Source organism: Microbacterium martis (assembly GCF_047246685.1).
Classification (GTDB): domain Bacteria; phylum Actinomycetota; class Actinomycetes; order Actinomycetales; family Microbacteriaceae; genus Microbacterium.
In genome coordinates, this window is the sequence record NZ_JBFOKT010000002.1 from 554,483 (window position 1) to 572,011 (window position 17,529).

At 70.5% G+C, this 17,529-nt stretch carries 14 protein-coding genes and 1 pseudogene; 11 read left to right on the forward strand and 4 right to left on the reverse strand.

Features of this window, described 5'->3' with window-relative positions; genetic code table 11:
- Positions 1–67: 67 nt before the first annotated feature.
- A complete protein-coding gene (locus tag AB3M90_RS10570) occupies positions 68–3,040 on the forward strand; it encodes a DUF5107 domain-containing protein (RefSeq protein WP_412951910.1) in 2,973 nt (990 codons plus the stop codon).
- A gap of 4 nt (positions 3,041–3,044) precedes the next feature.
- Entirely contained in the window at positions 3,045–3,971 is a 927-nt protein-coding gene (locus tag AB3M90_RS10575) for an aldose 1-epimerase family protein (RefSeq protein WP_412951911.1), read from the forward strand.
- Positions 3,972–4,011: 40 nt separating this feature from the next.
- On the opposite strand, the gene AB3M90_RS10580 is transcribed toward AB3M90_RS10575, so the two are convergent.
- Positions 4,012–4,926 (reverse strand): AraC family transcriptional regulator, encoded by a 915-nt coding sequence (locus AB3M90_RS10580; protein ID WP_412951912.1) that lies wholly within the window; start codon positions 4,924–4,926, stop codon positions 4,012–4,014.
- Between the two features lie 204 nt (positions 4,927–5,130).
- On the opposite strand from AB3M90_RS10580, the gene AB3M90_RS10585 reads away from it, so the two are divergent.
- From AB3M90_RS10585 to AB3M90_RS10600, 4 genes are all read left to right on the forward strand, one after another.
- Positions 5,131–6,168 carry a substrate-binding domain-containing protein gene (locus tag AB3M90_RS10585; RefSeq protein ID WP_412951913.1) on the forward strand — a complete coding sequence of 346 codons (1,038 nt, stop codon included), beginning with the start codon at positions 5,131–5,133 and terminating at the stop codon, positions 6,166–6,168.
- Between the two features lie 87 nt (positions 6,169–6,255).
- Complete coding sequence (locus AB3M90_RS10590) at positions 6,256–7,755, forward strand: sugar ABC transporter ATP-binding protein (RefSeq protein ID WP_412951914.1); 1,500 nt, start codon at positions 6,256–6,258, stop codon at positions 7,753–7,755.
- Entirely contained in the window at positions 7,752–8,783 is a 1,032-nt protein-coding gene (locus tag AB3M90_RS10595) for an ABC transporter permease (protein WP_412951915.1), read from the forward strand. The genes AB3M90_RS10590 and AB3M90_RS10595 overlap by 4 nt, the downstream gene beginning before the upstream one ends.
- Before the next feature lie 169 nt (positions 8,784–8,952).
- Positions 8,953–9,573, forward strand: a complete 621-nt coding sequence (locus tag AB3M90_RS10600) for a cyclodeaminase/cyclohydrolase family protein (RefSeq protein WP_412951916.1) — start codon at positions 8,953–8,955, stop codon at positions 9,571–9,573.
- 6 nt (positions 9,574–9,579) lie between these two features.
- Here the strand turns inward: AB3M90_RS10600 and AB3M90_RS10605 are convergent, their stop codons facing one another.
- Positions 9,580–10,053: a DUF6790 family protein gene (locus AB3M90_RS10605; protein WP_412951917.1), complete on the reverse strand. Its 474-nt coding sequence runs from the start codon at positions 10,051–10,053 to the stop codon at positions 9,580–9,582.
- Positions 10,054–10,188: 135 nt separating this feature from the next.
- Between AB3M90_RS10605 and AB3M90_RS10610 the strand changes: the two genes are divergently transcribed.
- Positions 10,189–10,692, forward strand: a complete 504-nt coding sequence (locus tag AB3M90_RS10610; protein ID WP_412951918.1) for a hypothetical protein — start codon at positions 10,189–10,191, stop codon at positions 10,690–10,692.
- Between the two features lie 18 nt (positions 10,693–10,710).
- Here the strand turns inward: AB3M90_RS10610 and AB3M90_RS10615 are convergent, their stop codons facing one another.
- The gene (locus AB3M90_RS10615; RefSeq protein WP_412951919.1) at positions 10,711–11,532 is read right to left on the reverse strand and encodes an alpha/beta fold hydrolase; all 822 of its coding nucleotides are present in this window, start codon (positions 11,530–11,532) and stop codon (positions 10,711–10,713) included.
- A 125-nt stretch (positions 11,533–11,657) separates the two neighbouring features.
- Between AB3M90_RS10615 and AB3M90_RS10620 the strand changes: the two genes are divergently transcribed.
- Together AB3M90_RS10620 and AB3M90_RS10625 are read left to right on the forward strand one after the other, a co-directional pair.
- Complete coding sequence (locus AB3M90_RS10620) at positions 11,658–12,248, forward strand: dihydrofolate reductase family protein (protein ID WP_412951920.1); 591 nt, start codon at positions 11,658–11,660, stop codon at positions 12,246–12,248.
- Positions 12,249–12,474: 226 nt separating this feature from the next.
- Entirely contained in the window at positions 12,475–13,341 is an 867-nt protein-coding gene (locus tag AB3M90_RS10625; protein WP_412951921.1) for an AraC family transcriptional regulator, read from the forward strand.
- Positions 13,342–13,571: 230 nt separating this feature from the next.
- Here the strand turns inward: AB3M90_RS10625 and dnaB are convergent, their stop codons facing one another.
- Positions 13,572–14,945, reverse strand: a complete 1,374-nt coding sequence (dnaB, locus tag AB3M90_RS10630; protein ID WP_412951922.1) for a replicative DNA helicase — start codon at positions 14,943–14,945, stop codon at positions 13,572–13,574.
- A 515-nt stretch (positions 14,946–15,460) separates the two neighbouring features.
- On the opposite strand from dnaB, the gene AB3M90_RS10635 reads away from it, so the two are divergent.
- Both AB3M90_RS10635 and AB3M90_RS10640 read left to right on the forward strand, forming a co-directional pair.
- Positions 15,461–16,522 carry a hypothetical protein gene (locus AB3M90_RS10635; RefSeq protein ID WP_412951923.1) on the forward strand — a complete coding sequence of 354 codons (1,062 nt, stop codon included), beginning with the start codon at positions 15,461–15,463 and terminating at the stop codon, positions 16,520–16,522.
- Positions 16,523–16,628: 106 nt separating this feature from the next.
- Positions 16,629–17,529 (forward strand): annotated as a pseudogene (locus AB3M90_RS10640) (hypothetical protein); the annotation flags it as partial.

The following is a 17,529-nucleotide window of genomic DNA, read 5'->3' on the forward strand; positions in this document are numbered from 1 at the left end:
GCAGTCGTCCTGATTCCCGCCGCATATCGTCGTGCGACGAGGAGACCCGACCAGGGAAGAGCTGCACATGAACGTCGGAACCGATGCGATCGAATCCACCATGCCCGTCGATGGTCCGCGTGAAGCCGTCGCGTCGATCACGCTGCCCGAGGCGGCGGGATCGGCGCGGGCCCGACTGGCCGACGGCAAGGCCGCCGCGTGGAGTGAGCCGCTGACCATCCGCACCTACGAGGCCGCCGACCCCAGCGAGTACCCGATGTACCTCGACCACCGGGTGTACCAGGGCTCGAGCGGCAAGGTGTACCCGATCCCCTTCATCGAGCGGATCGCCGACGAGGGGGTCGACCGCGAATGGCAGGCGGTGCATCTCGAGAACGAGTACCTCCGGCTGGTGATCCTGCCCGATCTCGGCGGTCGCATCCACATCGGATACGACAAGGCGACCGGCTACGACTTCTTCTACCGCAACAACGTCATCAAGCCCGCGCTGGTCGGACTCGCCGGGCCATGGATCAGCGGCGGCGTGGAGTTCAACTGGCCGCAGCATCACCGCCCCGCGACGTATCTGCCGGTCGAGGTCGCGATCGAGCACGACGACGACGGCTCGGTCACGGTCTGGTGCCACGACCACGACCCGTTCACCCGCATGTCGGCGCAGCATGGAGTGCGCCTGACACCCGGCAGCAGCGTGGTCGAGCTGCGCGTGCGGCTGCACAACCGCACGAGCGAGCGGCAGAGCTTCCTGTGGTGGGCGAACGTCGCCGCGCGCGTGCACGACGACTATCAGTCGTTCTTCCCGGAAGACGTGCGCTACGTGGCCGACCACGCCCGCCGGGCTCTGACGGCGTTCCCCGAGGCCGACCGCCCGTACTACAACGTCGACTACCCGGCGCTCGCGGCGCAGCATCCCGGTGCCGACCGCATCGACTTCTACCGCAACATCCCGGTGCCCACGTCGTACATGATCGTCGACTCGCAGCAGGACTTCTTCGGCGGGTACGACCACGCGGCCGGTGCCGGATTCGTGCACTGGGCGGAGCGTCGGCTGTCGCCCGGCAAGAAGCAGTGGACCTGGGGCGACGCGCCGTTCGGCCACGCGTGGGACGACCAGCTCACCGACGCCGACGGCCCCTACGTCGAGCTCATGGCCGGCGTCTACACCGACAACCAGCCCGACTTCTCCTGGCTGCTGCCCGGCGAGACCAAGGTCTTCTCGCAGTTCTGGTATCCGATCCCGGCCATGGGTGCGGCGCACCAGGCGACGACGGATGCCGCGGTGCACGTCGAGCGCACCGATCGGGTGACGGCGTCGTTCGCCGTCACCCGCCGCCGGGATGCGGCGGTTCTGCGCATCCTCGACGGGGAGGCGGTGATCGCGTCGACCACGGCCGACCTCGTTCCCGGGATCGCCGTCACGCTCGCCGCCGACATCGCCCCCGGCCCGACCGTGCGCGTCGAACTGCTCGACGCCACGGGCGCCGTGCTCGTGCGCTGGCAGCCCGACGCATCGCCCGACGAGGAGCCGTGGGTGGCCGACGAGCCGCCGGCGCCCGAGGCCATCGAGAGCATCGAAGAGCTGTACCTCACCGGATTGCACCTGCTGCAGAACCGGCATCCCACCCGGTCGCCGCTGCCCTATTGGCACGCGGCCCTGTCGCGCGATCCCGGCGACGCGCGCACCAACACGGCGATGGCCCAGCGCGCCTACCGCGCCGGGAGGTTCGACGAGGCGCTGCGGTGTGCCGAGACCGCGATCGCCCGGCTGACGCGTCGCAATGCGAACCCGACGGATGCCGAGGCGTTCCACATCGCCGGCCTCGCCCTCGCCCGGCTGGGCCGGGAGACCGAGGCTCAGCGCATGTTCGGCAAGGCCGGATGGGACGGCGCGTGGGCGGCGGCATCCGGACTCGAACTCGTGCGCTCGCTGCTGCGCACGGGCCGGACCAGGTCTGCGCTGCGCGTGCTCGACTCCCTCGACGGGGTGGTCGGCCACGACCCGCGCCGGATCGCCGCACGGGCCATCGTGCTGCGCCGACTCGGAGAGCGGGCGGCGGCGGCCGACCTCGCCGCGAGAGCGCTCGAGGCCGATCCGCTCGACGTGACCCTGCGCGTGCTCGCCGGCCGTCCGCTCGGCGACGACGCCGGCCTGCTGCTCGACGCCGCCGTCGACCTGAAGCTCGCCGGCGAGGTCGACGACGCCCTCGCCCTGCTCGAGGCGGCAGCGGGCGCACCGGTGTCGCCGTCGGGCAACGTGCGCCCGATCGCCCGGTATCTCGCCGCCGAGATCCTCGAGGCGCGCGGACGGGGCGACGATGCGCGACGGGCGCGCACGCAGGCCGCGGAGAGCGATCTGCGGTGGGCGTTCCCTTCCGGGCTCGACGCGCTGCAGGCGCTCGAGCAGGCGCAGCGCGCCGATGCGTCCGACCCGGTGGCGCCCGCTCTTCTGGGCATGCTGCTGTATGCCCACGGACGGCGGTCCGACGCCGCATCGGCGTGGGACCGGGCGCTCGACCTCGGGGGCGGCGACCCGGTGCTGCTGCGCAACGCCGCCCTCGCCGCCTACAACGTCGCGCACGACGACGACCGCGCGTGGCGGCTCTACGCACAGGCCGTGGCGGCGGCTCCCCGCGACGCGCGGCTGCGCTACGAGCACGACCAGCTCGCCGCGCGTCTCGGGCGCTCGACCGCCGAGCGGCTCTCGGCTCTGCGCCCGGTCGAAGACCTCGTCCTCCAGCGCGACGACCTCACCATCGTCTACGTGCGCCTGCTCGTCGCCGAGAGGGAGGCGGGTCGCGCCCTCGACATCCTGACCTCCCGCTCGTTCCACCCCTGGGAGGGCGGGGAGGGACAGGTCATCGCGGCCTGGGACGAGGCCCGGCGAGCGCTCGGGCTGCCGCACGCCGACCCGCCCGCGACGCTCGGCGAGGCGCGCGCGGTCTATGCGCCCCCGGCGGCCGTGCGCGACGACGGGGTCACCGACTACTTCGCCACGAGCCTGCCGGAGTTGCTGCTGTTCTCGCGCCAGAGCGGCGAGGACTGACCCGATGCGAGCGCGGTCCGGGGCGCAGTACGTGCTCTCGGCGGGCGAGTACGAGGCCGAGGTGGCGAGCGTGGGTGCGACGCTGCGCTCGCTACGACACCGCGGGGTCGACCTCGTGCGGGCGTTCGACGCCGACGAGGTGCGCCCTGCCATGCGCGGAGCGGTGCTCGCGCCCTGGCCCAACCGCATCGCCGACGGCGAGTACGACTTCGGCGGCATCCGTCATGCGCTTCCGCTCACCGAGCCCGAGCGGCGCACCGCCGCGCACGGGCTGGTCGCCTGGATGGACTTCACGTGCGTCGTGCGACGGCCGGACGCGGTGCAGCTCTCGGCGACGATCGAGCCGCAGCCGGGGTACCCGTGGCGGGTGCGGATCGACGTGACCTACCGCCTGACGCCCGACGGCCTGCGGCACGACATCACGGCCACGAACGAGAGCCCGGATGCTGCGCCCGTCGGCCTGGGCGGCCATCCGTATCTCGTCGCGGGCGCACCGGGACCGCGGCGCATCGACGCCCTGCAGCTGTCGGTGCCGGCCGAGGAGGTCCTGCTCGTCTCGCCCGACCGGCTGCTCCCGACCCGGTCGGTCGCCGTCGCCGAGGTGCCCGACCTCGACCGCCGGCACCCGCGTGCGCTCGCCGACGCCGAGATCAACCACGCCTACACGGCCGTCGAGCGAACGGCGGGAATCGCCCGGGTGACGCTGACGGATGCCGCGGGCGTCGGCGTCGCGATCGAATGGGACGAGCGGTGCCGGTGGGTGCAGATCTACACCGACGACCACGGATCAGCCGGGGAGCGCCGGCAGGGCGTCGCCGTGGAGCCGATGACGTGCCCGCCCGATGCCTTCCGATCGAAGCGCGATCTCGCGAGCGTCGCCCCCGGCGCTTCGGTGTCGGCGGGATGGACCATCCGCCCCGTGCCCGGCTGAGTCGTCGGGTGCGCGTCCGCACGACGGGGCGGCCGGTCGCTCACCCCTTGTGCAGCGCGCGATAGCCCGAGGGATTGACGCCGTGCAGCCGGCGGAAGTGCCGGGAGAAGTACAGCGGATCGGTGTACCCGACCGCGAGCGCGACCTCGCGCACGGGGAGCGTCGTCGTGTCGAGCAGGCTGCGGGCGCGCGCCATGCGCAGCGACGTGTGGAAGGCGCCGGGTCCGCCGCCGGTCGCCTCGCGGAAGAGCGCGCTGAGGTGCGACGGCGACATGCCGACGAGGGCGGCGAGCTCGTTCACCTGGATGCTGCTGTCGATCCGCGATTCCAGGTAGTGCATCGCCCGTTCCAGAGGCGAACCCTCGCCGGGCAGCGTGCTGTCTGCGGCGATGCGGGTGAGCAGGTTCCACGCGATTCCCGAGGCCGTCAGCAGCTGCGCGAGCGACAGCCGCCGCTCGAGCACGGTGACCAGTTCGTCGAACAGCGCGACCACCCGGTCGAGTGAGCGCAGGCGGGTCAGGGGATTCTGGCGTCCGAGCGTCGTCGTCGCCAGCTCCGCGGCATCCGTCCCGCGCACGTGCAGCCACCAGATGCTCCACGGATCGTCGGCCGACGCCTCGTAGCTGTGCGGGCTGCCCGCGGCGATCGCGATCGACGAGGAGGGGGTGAGCACGAAGCGCTCGCCGCCGATCGTCACCGTGCCGCGACCCGAGACGCACAGCAGCACGACGGTCTCGGCGGTTCCCCGGCTGCGCACGCGCCGGTGGCCCTCCGCCTCGGGGAAGTACCCGGCGTCGGTCACCAGCAGGCGGCGTGTGCCGGGCTCGGTGAGGGCCGCGTCCACCTGCGGCCGCGGAACGACGCAGAGACGCTGACGCGCGAAGCCGTCTCTGCGGTAGTGCGGGGCGGGAACCGGCGTCTCGTCCATGGTCGCGACCTCCTGAGCCGATGACACGGGAACAATACGGGAATATCGCGCCGCGCACCACGATCGTCGCTTCGGCGGGCAGAATCATGCGTGTCGTCGGGGGACCGGATGATCCTCCATATCCGCCGTGCGATTGTCCTCGGTCCCGCCTTGGTCCAGCACGTATCTTCGGTGGTGTCCGATCACGGGTCGGCCACGACGGCCGCCACAGCACCAGACAAGGGAGTCTCGATGATCACCATTCGCAATCGCCGCTGGTCGCGCACCGCGGCGGGCGGTGTCGCCGTCCTGGCGCTCGCCGCCCTGACCGCCTGCTCCTCCGGCATGGAGACCGCCGACCCGGGAGCCGGAGGCGGCGAGACGACCGACGGGCCGCTCACCATCGCCCTCATCCAGAAGCAGGGCGACCAGCAGTACTTCATCGACGAGGCGAACGGCGCCAAGGAGGTGGCGAAGGCCGACGGCGACGTCACCGTCAACGTCATCGACGTGGCCAGCGACTCGAACAAGGCCATCTCCGAGGTCGAGGCCGCGATCGCCCAGCAGGTCGACGGCATCATCATCGTCGTGCCCGACACGCAGATCGGCCCCCAGGTCATCCAGCTCGCGACCGACGCGGGCATCCCGATCATGGCCGCCGACGACCCGATCGAAGACGGCGCGGGCGAGCCCCTGGCCTTCACCGGGTTCGACGGCACGTCGATGGGCGAGAAGGTCGGCGCCGAGGCGGCCCGGCTCTACCAGGAGGCCGGTTGGACCGCCGCCGACACCCGCATCCTGTCTGCCTACAAGCAGGACCAGCCCAACTGCGTCGAGCGCGTCGACGGCGCCGACAGCGCGTTCACCGAGGCCGTGGTCGACGGCCCCGAGGTCATCGACGTCGGAACCGACAACTCGGTGACCGACGCGCAGGACAAGGCGGGGGCCGTCATCACCGCCAACGCCGGAGTGAAGCACTGGATCGTCTGGGGCTGCAACGACGAGAACGAGACCGGCGTCGTCACGGCGCTGCAGAACGCCGGCATCGCGCCGGCCGACATCATCGGCGTGGGACTGGGCGCCTACCTCACCTGCAAGGACTGGAACGCCGGGCAGGAGACGGGCAACAAGTCGGCCCTGTTCATCTCGGGCGTCGAGGTGGGCAAGGCCGCGATGACCTCGATGATCGACCTGCTCCGCAACGGCACCGAGCTGCCGCCGAAGACGGTCGCCAACACCGAGATCGTCGACGCCTCCAACTGGGAGGAGAAGGGCGTCGTCTGCACCTGACGGCCAGGGGGTGGTCGGCGCTACCGACCGCCCCTCCGTTCCCCTTCCCTCCGGCCGCCCGGCGGCCCTCCGCTCGAGAGGAGCACCATGACCGCGGATGCCATCGCCCTGCGGGCGCGCGGGATCACCAAGTCGTTCGGTCCCGTCCGCGCTCTGCGCGGCGTCGACCTCGAACTGCGCGCCGGCGAGGTCACCGCCCTGATGGGCGAGAACGGCGCCGGCAAGTCGACGCTGCTCAAGATCCTCGACGGCGACTACCAGCCCGACGGCGGCGCCCTCGAAATGGCCGGCGCGCCCGTCTCGTTCGCCGGCCCGGCCGACGCGCGCGACGCCGGGCTCCGCGTGATCGCCCAGGAGCCCGAGATCGTGCCCTGGGTCTCGGTCGCAGAGAACATCTACGTGGGCACGCTCGGGGCCGGCGCCTTCCGTCGCGGCGAGCTCGAGCGCCGCGCCGCCGAGGAGCTGCGCCGCTGGGGCTTCCACCGCGTGATCGACCCGCGCACCCTCGGGGCAGACCTCTCGCCCGCTCAGCGGCAGATCGTCGAGATCATGCGCGCCGTCATCACCCGCCCGAAGGTCATCTGCTTCGACGAGCCGACCTCGTCGCTCGGCGACGAGGAGGTGACGCTGCTGTTCGCCCTGATCCGCGAGCTGCAGAAGGAGGGCGTGGCCATCGCCTACGTCTCGCACCGCATGGGCGAGATCTTCCAGCTCGCCGACCGCATCACCGTGCTCCGCGACGGCGGCTACGTCGGCACGAAGTCGGTCGACGAGACCGACCACGACGAGCTCGTGCGAATGATGGTGGGTCGCGATCTGACGCAGTTCTTCCACCGCGAGCCCGCCGCCCTCGGCGACGTCGCGCTCGAGCTCGTCGACGTCTCCAACGACGAGGTGCACGACATCTCGCTCAGCGTGCGCGCCGGCGAGGTGGTCGGCGTCGCCGGTCTCGTCGGAGCGGGTCGCAGCGAACTCATGAAGACGATCGCCGGAGACCTGCCGGTGAGCTCCGGCGAGATCCGCGTGCGCGGAGCCCTCACACGGATCCGCAGCCCCCGCGACAGCATCCGCGCCGGCATCGGCTTCGCTCCCGAGGAGCGCAAGGCCGAGGCGCTTCTTCTCGAGCGCAGCGTGCGCGACAACGCCGCCCTGGTGGTGCTGCGCAGACTCGCGCGCTGGATCTTCGTGAAGGATGCCGCGGAGCGCGAGCTCGCGCAGGGATACATCGACTCGCTCCGCATCCGCACCCCCGGTCCCGACCAGCTCGTCGGCCGGCTCTCCGGCGGCAATCAGCAGAAGGTCGTGCTGGCGCGCTGGCTGGCGGCGAGACCGAAGATCCTGCTGCTGGACGAGCCGACCCGCGGCATCGACGTCGGAGCCAAGGCCGAGATCTACGCGATCATCGACCGGCTGGCGCACGAGGGGGTCGCGGTCATCGTCGTCTCGAGCGAACTCCCCGAGGTGCTCGGCGTCTCGGACCGCATCTATGTCATGGCCCACGGGCGGATCACGGGAGAGCTCCCGCGCTCGGAGGCAACCGAAGAGAGCATCCTGGCGCTCGCGATGGACGAGGAGGTCGCCGCATGAGCGACAGCAGTCTCAAGGTCTCGACGACCACCACCACGGTCGAGCACGACAGGCCGTCGGCTTTCCGCCGGTTCATCGGCGGGGTCGGCGTGCAGAACGTCTCGCTCATCATCGCGATCGCCCTGGTCGTCGCGGTGATCGGCATCCAGAACCCGCTGTTCTTCAGCGTCGGCAACCTCAAGGTCATCGGCACCGCGATCGCGATCATGGGTCTGCTCGCGGTCGTTCAGACCATCGTCATCATCCTGGGAGCGCTCGACATCTCGGTCGGCTCCATCGCCGGATTGACCTCGGTCACCTCCGCGATGATCTTCACGGCGGCCGGACCCGCCCTGGGCGTCGTCGGCGCCATCGGCATCGGCATCCTCTGCGGACTCGTGAACGGCTGCATCATCGTCTTCGGACGCGTGAACCCCGTGATCGCGACCCTGGCGACGCTGGCCGCCTTCAAGGGCGTCGCGCAGCTGATCTCCGACGGGCGCGCCCAGGGCTACACCGGCGCCGATCCGTTCTTCGTGTTCCTCGCCCGCGGTGGCGTCGCCGGAATCCCGACGCTCATCCTGGTGCTGCTGCTCGTCGCGGCACTCGCCCACGTGACGCTGCGGTACACCACGGTCGGACGCAACATCTACGCCGTCGGCGGCAACAACATCGCCGCCCGTCTCGCCGGCATCGACATCAACCGGTACATCATCGGCGTCTACATGGTCACCGGTGCGATCGCCGCGATCGCCGGCATCCTCATCACCGCCCGCACCGGTTCCGGGCAGCCGATCTCGGGATCCGAGGGACTGGAGCTGCAGGCGATCACCGCCGCGGCTCTCGGCGGCGCGGCCCTGAAGGGCGGCAAGGGCACGATCCCCGGCACCATCCTCGCCGTCATCCTGCTCGGGGTGCTCACCAACGGCATGACCATCCTGGGGGTCAACACGTTCTGGCAGAACGTCGCCCAGGGTGCCCTGCTCGTGATCGCCGTGGTCATCCAGCAGCTGCGGTCCGGCGAGCGCCGCATCGGCATCCCCGGCTGACCGGGCGAGGATCGATCACCGTCCCGGCGGTCCGTCGAGGACCGTCGGGACGTCCTCGAGGAGCGGCAGACGCCCGGCGAAGGACGGATGCTGCGAGGGGAGTTCAGATCCGTCGCGGTGCGACCAGTACCGCGTCTCGCACCGGCCGGGCGGCGGCTAGGGTGGCCGCATGCAGGAGAGCGACGACATTTCCACGTCCACACCGCTGGACGGGTGGTTGGCCGAGCTCGGCCGACCGCACGGCGCTCCCGGCGGGGGTGCGGCAGCGGGGGTGATGCTCGGCATCGCCGCGTCGTTGCTGCGCATGGTGGCCGAGTACACGCCCGACGACGACCGGGCCGCGCGCTGCGGCGAGCGGCTCGCCGACGTTCGCGCCGAGGCCCTCGCCGCCGTCGAGGCCGACGGCGTCTCCTCGGCCGGGTTCGGTGCGGCGCTCGCCCTTCCGGCCGACGACCCGGACCGCGATGCCCGGGTGCGGGATGCCGCGGTCGACGCGGCCGTATCGTCGGTACGGCTCGGCGACGTCGGCATCCGCCTGATTCCCGAGATCCGGCTGCTCGCCGACATCGGGAACCCGCACCTGACGGCGGATCTCGCCGTCGCGTCGGAGGCCCTGCGCGCCGGGATCTCCGGGGCGATCATCAACCTCCGCTCGAACGTGCGCGTCGCGCAGAAGCATGAGGGATCGCCGGCGGAGGTGTCAGCGCTGCTCGACAGCGCAGCACGGATGACCGCAGCCCGAGACGAGGTCGCAGGCATCGCCGTCGACCTCTCGGGCGACGACGGCTAGGCCGGGTCAGGCCGTCGCGAATCGGATGAGCGTCGAGACCGCGAGCACGACCACCACGACACCGACGAGCAGGTCGGTCCAGGTCGCCAGGCTCTCCTGCGCGTTCTTGGCCTTCTTGGCCACGTGCATCGCGCCGGCGAGCAGCAGGAACACGCCACCGGCGAGACCGGCGGGGACCGCCCAGCCCTCGACGAGGGCGAGCAGACCGGCGAGTCCCATGCCGATGTTCGCCGTGCCGAGCTCGCGGGTCAGCTGCTTCTCCTGCACGCTCGCCTGCGCGGAGCCCAGGATCGCCGTCGTCGGGCCCTTGCCCGACACCTGGGCGACGCCGGCGACGAGCAGACGGGTGCCGACGCCCCAGAACACCCACCACTTGCCGAAGACGAGTATCGGGTCGCCGCCGACCGTGGCGAGCTCGATGATGCCCGAGACGATCGGCAGCACGACCGTCTGCGCGATGACGAGAATGAAATACCCCACGGCCACGCTCCCTCTCAGCGAGTGCTAGCAGAAGGGTACAGTCCCGGCGGGCGGTTGAAGGATCGGCGCCCGCCGGTAGTCTCGAGATTCACATCCAGCGGGGCGGATGTCGAGGCAGAGGGAGCAGGAATGCGCATGACGGCGGGAATTCTCTGGAGTGCGACCGCTCTCCTCGTCGCGGCAGGCGCGGCGATCGCGGTGCCGACGACGCTCCTCGCCGGCCCGGCATCCCTCCTGACCGTGGCATCGGCGCTGCTCGCGCTCGGAGCCATCACCCTCCTTGCCATGGTGATCGTGACCCTGCCGCGGCGCGAGGCATACGAGGGAGCCGGTCCGATCGACCATCTGCCCGCCGTCATCGCGTGGCCGGTCCGCTTCGGCTGGTGGATCGGAGGGCTCGCCGTCGGACTGGCGCAGCTCGGCATGCTGGTGACGACGCCGGGAGGCGGATCGGTCACCACCAACTCGCGGTTCGCCCTGTGCATCATGGCGGTCTTCGGCATGGTGGCGACCCTGTTCGCCGCGCACGCACTGCCCGGCGCGGCGATGGTGGCGCTCTTCGCTCTCTGGGGCGCCGTGATCGCCATCGCTCTCATGCGAGGCATCGTCGGGATGATCGCCCGGCTGAGTCGCGCCTGACTCCCTCGGGCCGGCCCGCTATCGCCGGGGCGGTGCCACCTCGGCGAGGTAGTCGAGGACGCCGCGGTTGAAAGCGGCGGGCTGCTCGAGGTTGGCGCCATGGCCGTCGTTGCGGATCACCGCGGCGCGGCCCCGCGGAGCGAGAGCGGCCGAGGCGCGGGCGTGAGTGCTCGGCCACAACTCGCTCTGCTCACCGGCGACGAACAGCACCGGCGTCTCGGTGCGAGCGATGACCGCACGCCAGTCGCGGGTGGCGTGGTCGTGCAGCAGGGTGAGCTCGCCCGGGGTGAGCTCGCGCTCGCCCGCGCTTCCCAAGACGCGCAGGAGCCGGACGAGACGCATGCCCCGGCGCCACATCGGCGTTCCCCTGCCGGTGTCGGGAACGCTCGTCGCGAAGAAGGTGTCGACGTTGGACTCGTCGTAGCCGTAGAAGCCGTGCGTCCAGTCGGCCGTGTTCAGCATCTTCGGCGTCTGATCGACGATGACGATCGCGCTGAGGGCGACCGAGCCGAACTGCTCGACGTACGACCAGATGGTGTTGCCGCCCATCGAGCCGCCGATCAGGACGACGTCGGTGAGGTCGAGGGCGGTCAGCACGTCGTGCACGTCACGACCGCGTCGCGCCATGTCGACGCCGGATGCCGGGCGCTCGCTCGCCCCGTGGCCGCGGACGTCGACGGCGATCACCCGGTAGCCCGCCGCCGAGAACGGTGCCAGCTGATACCTCCAGCTCGTCGCCGCCGCCTTGAATCCGGCCAGGAGCACCACCGGCCGACCCGACGGGTCGCCGTGCTCGGTGTAGTCCAGTCGCACGCCGTCATCGGCGATCACGGTCGGCATCGCGCCTCCTCTCGGTCGCGGGCCGCGAGAGCGGCTCGCACCCGATCCAGTGTAAGGAGCCGCTGCCGTCGCATCCGAGAACGGACAGGGGTGCGCTCCCGAGCCGCGGTGTCTAGGATCGCCGCATGCGCAGACTCGTGGTGTCGGTCCTCACATCGCTCGACGGTTACTACGAAGGCCCCGGCACGGATCTCAGCGGGATGCCCTTCGAGGATGCCTTCGACACGCACAACCTCGGCCTGCTGAGACGTGCGGACACGCTCGTGTACGGCGGCACCTGGTTTCCCGACAACTGGAACCACTGGACCGCGGTCGCCGCCGACCCGTCGGCGAGCGACCGCGATCGCGAGATCGCGTCGATCGTCACCTCCATCGACGCGGTGGTCATCAGCGACACCCTCACCATCGCCGACGACGCGCCGTGGGCAGCGACGACGCGCGTCGTCGGGCGGACCGACGGTCCGGCCGAGATCGAGCGGCTCAAGCAGCAGGACGGGGGCGATCTGCTCATGTTCGGCAGCGCCACGACGTGGAACCCGCTCTGGGAGGCCGGTCTCGTCGACGAGCTCATCGTGCTCGTCGGTGCAGCGCTGCTCGGCGACGGCTCGAAGGTGTACGACGGGGCCCCTGCGCGACTGCACCTCGTCAGCGCGAGCGTACTGCCGGAATCGCAGCTCGTCGAGCTGCGCTACCGCCCTGCGACGAGCGACGACTGAACCGGCATCCTGTCAGTCGCGATGGTCGGAGGCGATCATCTGGTTGATCATGCGACCTCCGCGATCAACTCACCGTGAAACCAAGTGCCGGGGCGTGTCTTTTCACGGTTAGTTCGCGTTGTTCGCGGCCCGTTCGCCGGCCGGACGGCAGCGACGATCGGATCGGGCCACGATAGTCGTGTGGGTCTCCGCCGCCCGCGGGAGGCTGGATGGCGAAGGAGGGCACGTGATCGGATCGCTGAACCGAGTGCTCGAGCAGGTCGAGACGCACCTGTCCGAACGGATCGATGTCGCCGCACTCGCCAAGGAGGTCGGAACGACCGAGTATCACCTGCGGAGGATGTTCTCCTCGCTGGCAGGGATGCCGCTGTCGGAGTACATCCGCCGACGTCGGATGACGCTCGCCGCAGCCGATCTGCTCGGCACCGACGACCTGCTCGACATCGCCGTGCGCTGGGGATACGGATCGACGGAGGCGTTCACTCGCGCTTTCCGCTCGGTGCATCGCGCCTCACCGATGGATGTGCGCCGACGCGGCGGCCCCTTTCGCACACAACCGCACCTCAGGTTCCGCCTGACCGTCGAAGGGATCACCCCCATGGACACCCGCATCACCGATCGGCCCTCGTTCCGTCTGATCGGACACGCCGCACGCGTGCCCCTCATCCACGAGGGCGTCAATCCGCACATCCAGGCGCACATCGCCGGAATCCCGGTCGCCGAGCACGCTCGCCTGAAAGCACTCGGCACCACCGAGCCGACGGGCCTGCTGCAGGTCAGCGCCGACGTCGACCCCGATTACACCGAGGGCAGCGAACTCACGTACCTGCACGGTGTCGCCGTGGACGACGAGCTCGATGTGCCCGCGGATCTCGACATCATCGACGTGCCGGCCGGCGCGTGGGCCGTGTTCACCGCGAGCGGCGCTTTCCCCGACGTGCTGCAGGAGACGTGGGCGACGACAGCCACCGAGTGGTTCCCCTCGAACCCGTGGCGGCTCCGGCCCGGACCGTCGATCGTGTCGATCCTCGATCGTTCGGACGATTTCCGCACCGCGACCTGCGAGCTCTGGCTGCCGGTCGAGCGCGACTGAGCGTCGGCGGCATGGGCGGCATCCGGGCCAGGGTTCCGCGGCATCCGCGGTTTCACCTGTCGGGGGATAGCCCGATTGTCGGACCGATCCGCCTGTTTTCGCCCTGCATCCGTGCTTTCGTCCGACATCCGTAACCGCACGCAAGAGTGGGCGGACACAGGAAAAGGCCGCCGCCTCCCGAAAGGAGACGGCGGCCTCTGCGACACGCGGAGAGAGACCTCAAACAGGCATCACCCGAAATCGCCGCCCGGGGCCATGTCCATGAAGCGGGAGTAGTGCCCCTGGAACGCGACGGTGATGGTGGCGGTCGGGCCGTTGCGGTGCTTGGCGACGATGAGGTCGGCCTCGCCCGGGCGCACGTCTTTGTCGTAGACCGACTCGCGGTGCAGGAGCATGACCATGTCGGCATCCTGCTCGATCGAGCCCGATTCGCGCAGGTCGCTGATGGCGGGCTTCTTGTCTTGCCGCTGCTCGGGGCCACGGTTGAGCTGCGACAGCGCGATCACCGGAACCTGCAGCTCCTTCGCCAGCAGCTTCAGCGCACGAGAGAACTCCGAGACCTCCTGCTGCCGCGACTCGACGCGCTTTCCTGACGTCATGAGCTGCAGGTAGTCGATGATGACCATGCGCAGACCCTCGCGCTGCTTGAGCCGACGGCACTTCGCGCGGATCTCGACGAGCGTCATGTTCGGGCTGTCGTCGATGTAGAGCGGCGCGTCGTTGATGCGTCCGCGGGTCGCGGCGACCGTGGTCCAGTCGCGCGGGTCGAGCGTGCCCTTGCGCATGTTCTGCAGCGGGATGGCACCCTCGGCGCTGAGCAGACGCATCGCGATCTCGCTCTTGCCCATCTCGAGTGAGAAGAAGATCGACGGGAAGCCGTGACCGATGGATGCCGCTCGCGCGAAGTCGAGCGCGAGCGTCGACTTTCCCATCGCGGGCCGCGCGGCGACGACGATCATCTGGCCGCCGTGCAGTCCGTTCGTGAGCTCGTCGAGCTCTTTGAATCCGGTCGGGATGCCGGTCATCGATCCGTCGCGGCCGTTGGCGGCCTCGATCTCTTCGACCGCGGCGTCGACGGCGACCATCAGCGGCACGTAGTCTTCGGCGGTCTCGGAACCCGTGACCGAGTAGATCTCGGCCTGGGCGTTGTTGACGATGTCGGTCGCGTCGCCCTGACCGTCGTAGCCGAGCTGGACGATGCGCGTGCCGGCGTCGACGAGGCGGCGCAGGATCGCGCGCTCCGACACGATGCCCGCGTAGTAGCCGGCGTTCGCGGCGGTGGGAACGATCGAGGTCAGGGTGTGGAGGTAGTCGGCGCCGCCGGCGCGACCCAGCTCGCCGGTCTTGATGAGCTCGTCGGTGACGGCCACCACGTCGGTGGGCTCGCCGTGCGAGTACAGCGACAGGATCGCCTCGAAGATGAGCTCGTGCTTGGGGATGTAGAAGTCGGCGCCCTTGAGCGTCTCGATCACGTCGGCGACGGCATCCTTCGACAGGAGCATGCCGCCGAGCGCGCTCTGCTCGGCGAGTAGGTCGTGCGGAGGGGTGCGCTCCGGCTGGCGCTGGCCGCCCAGGCGCTCCTCCGAGATGTCGGCGATCGACACGCTGTTCCCTTCGATGCCACGTTTGCGTAATGCGCCGCCGTGAGAGCGGAGCCGTGCTCCGGCCCCTTCGGGCCGACGTGCACAGCGAACCAGGAACCCCCGACATCCGGTCGCTCGACCACGGTACGAGCGGGGCGATGCGGGTGCAACACGGCCTGTGGATAACGTTGTGGAGAGCGTGCGGAGAAGGCCGGAGTGTCTGTGCAGAACGGCTGTGGATAACCCGGTGGAGGACCTGAGTATCGGTTGCGTTTTTTCGCGTTGATCTGCGGATTCTGGATTCCCCAGCCTGTGGATGGGAATCAGTTTAAATCGCGCGTTGAAGGTTGACCGGCGGAGAGACCGCATGTGCAGAACCTGGGGAAAGTCAAGCTCAGATTTCCCGGGCGCGTCCCCATCTGACACGGCGCGAAATTCGTCGGAAACCCCCTGGACAGATCCGGCTCGCGGGGGTATCGTCACCGTCTATCGATGGAGATCTGTCGAATACGTGACCTTTTGAGGGGGAGGTTGACGTGGACGCTCGAGCCACCCGACGCGGCATTCCTGCCGGCGTCATCTGGGGTGGCTTCGGCGTGCTCGCGTGGGCGGCTCTGACCGCCCTCACGGGCGGAGGCTCGGCGCACGCCGACGAACAGCCCTCCGGCCCCCTCGACGGGCTTACCTCGCTGGTCAGCGAGACCGTATCGGCCGTGACGGCGCCGGTGACACCCGTCGTCGAGCAGGTCGTCGCACCCGTCGCACCCGTCGTGCAGCAGGTCGTCGCACCCGTCGCACCCGTCGTGCAGCAGGTCGTCGCACCCGTTCAGCAGGCCGCCCCGGCCGTCGTCGACACGGTCACCGAGACGGTCGCCCAGGCGCCGGTCGTCGGTTCCGTCGCCACACCCGTCCTCGAGGCGGTGTCGCACACGACCCAGGCGGTCGTCGCGCCGGTCACCGGCATCCTCACCGACTCCCCCGTCTCGCAGATCACCGACCCGGTGCTCGACCTCGTGACGGGTCTTCCGATCGTCGGCAAGGTCGTCGACGACCTCGGCGCCATCGACCTGATCGACGGTGTCGTCGGCATCGTCGACGACACGACAGGTCTCATCGGCGGCGTCGTCGACGAGACCGTTCCGCCCGTTCTCGAGGCGATCGATCCGGCGGTCCCCGGCGCTGCCGGCGGGCCGCGGGCGCCGACCTCACCCGCCGTGCCGGGGAGAGGCTCCGCCGGTTCCGGAACGACAGCGGTCGCCGTGCAGCCGTCTTCGGCCGCGGCATCCGTGGTTCCCTCGAAGAGGGTTCCCGGGCCCGCGTCCGACCTCTCGGCCTCCGCGGTGATCGCCGCAGAGCACGCGTCCGGCGAGCAGCCGTCGAGCCCGAACGGCGGCGCCGACGTGCCGTCGGGCGCGCCCGCGGGAGCCCCCGTCTCACCCACGTCTTCCGCCGGTCCCGGCGGATCCTCCGCCAGCGTCCACGCTCGCCTCAGCGACGTCGGCGCGCTCCCGCTCTCCGCCTGGGAGCGGGCCTCCGGCTCCACCGACGACGCCCTGCCGACGTCGCCGGTCGCCGACACCGACGTCTCTCCTGACTGACTGACCGTCGCGCCGTCCACCCCACGGACGGCAGATGCCGTGCTGCGCGCGCACCACTCTTCGCGCGCACCCATCCAGACACCCCAGTCCAGTCAGGAGAATCATCATGCGTACGTATCTGAAGCGGGCCCTGTGGGGCACGCTCATCGCCGGCGGGATCACCCTGTGCGGCGCGACGGTGGCCAACGCCGCCGAGACGACCGGAGACGACAGCCTGCTCTCCGGCACCCAGGCGGTGCTTCCGATCTCCGCTCCGATCACCGTGGTCGACAACGCGATCTCGGTGCTCGGCGAGGCGGTCGCGGCACCCGCGCCCGCACCTGCACCGGCACCTGCCCCGGCACCCGCTCCGGCACCTGCACCTGCACCGGCACCCGCTCCGGCACCCGCTCCGGTTACGAGCGGCGAGTCCAGCGTGGCATCGGGTTCGCAGGCCGTCGTGACGGTCGACGTTCCCGTCACCGTCACGAACAACGCGGTGAGCCTGCTCGGCACCTCGTCGAGCAGTGCGCCGGCCGCCCCGCAGAGCGAGGCTCCCCAGGCCCCGACTCCTGCGGCCGGCACGCCCTCGGTGACCACCTCGGGCATCGACGGGCTGCTCTCGGGCACCCAGGCGCTGCTGCAGGTGAACGTGCCGATCACGGTGAGCGGCAACGGCATCTCGCTCCTCGGCGAGAGCGACGTCACCGGCGGCACCGGCAGCACGCCCGCCCCGACCGCGTCCACCCCGGTGATGACCGAGACCGATGGAACGGATGCCGTCGGCAGCGGCACCCAGGTCACCGCCCCGGTCACCGCTCCGATCACCATCGGCGGCAACGCGATCTCCGTCCTCGGAGAGAGCGCAGCCACCGGATCGACCGGATCCACCGCCCCCGCCGCATCCGCCCCGGCCACCCAGGCCGGCACCACGGGTGACGACAGCATCCTCAGCGGCACCCAGGTCACCGCCCCGGTCACCGCTCCGATCACCATCGGCGGCAACGCGATCTCCGTCCTCGGAGAGA

Bases quoted from the DNA above. Each gene is read 5' to 3' on its own strand.
- AB3M90_RS10570 (WP_412951910.1), top strand. From the start codon at position 68: ATGAACGTCGGAACCGATGCGATCGAATCCACCATGCCCGTCGATGGT.
- AB3M90_RS10575 (WP_412951911.1), top strand. From the start codon at position 3,045: ATGCGAGCGCGGTCCGGGGCGCAGTACGTGCTCTCGGCGGGCGAGTAC.
- AB3M90_RS10585 (WP_412951913.1), top strand. From the start codon at position 5,131: ATGATCACCATTCGCAATCGCCGCTGGTCGCGCACCGCGGCGGGCGGT.
- AB3M90_RS10590 (WP_412951914.1), top strand. From the start codon at position 6,256: ATGACCGCGGATGCCATCGCCCTGCGGGCGCGCGGGATCACCAAGTCG.
- AB3M90_RS10595 (WP_412951915.1), top strand. From the start codon at position 7,752: ATGAGCGACAGCAGTCTCAAGGTCTCGACGACCACCACCACGGTCGAG.
- AB3M90_RS10600 (WP_412951916.1), top strand. From the start codon at position 8,953: ATGCAGGAGAGCGACGACATTTCCACGTCCACACCGCTGGACGGGTGG.
- AB3M90_RS10610 (WP_412951918.1), top strand. From the start codon at position 10,189: ATGACGGCGGGAATTCTCTGGAGTGCGACCGCTCTCCTCGTCGCGGCA.
- AB3M90_RS10615 (WP_412951919.1), bottom strand. From the start codon at position 11,532: ATGCCGACCGTGATCGCCGATGACGGCGTGCGACTGGACTACACCGAG.
- AB3M90_RS10620 (WP_412951920.1), top strand. From the start codon at position 11,658: ATGCGCAGACTCGTGGTGTCGGTCCTCACATCGCTCGACGGTTACTAC.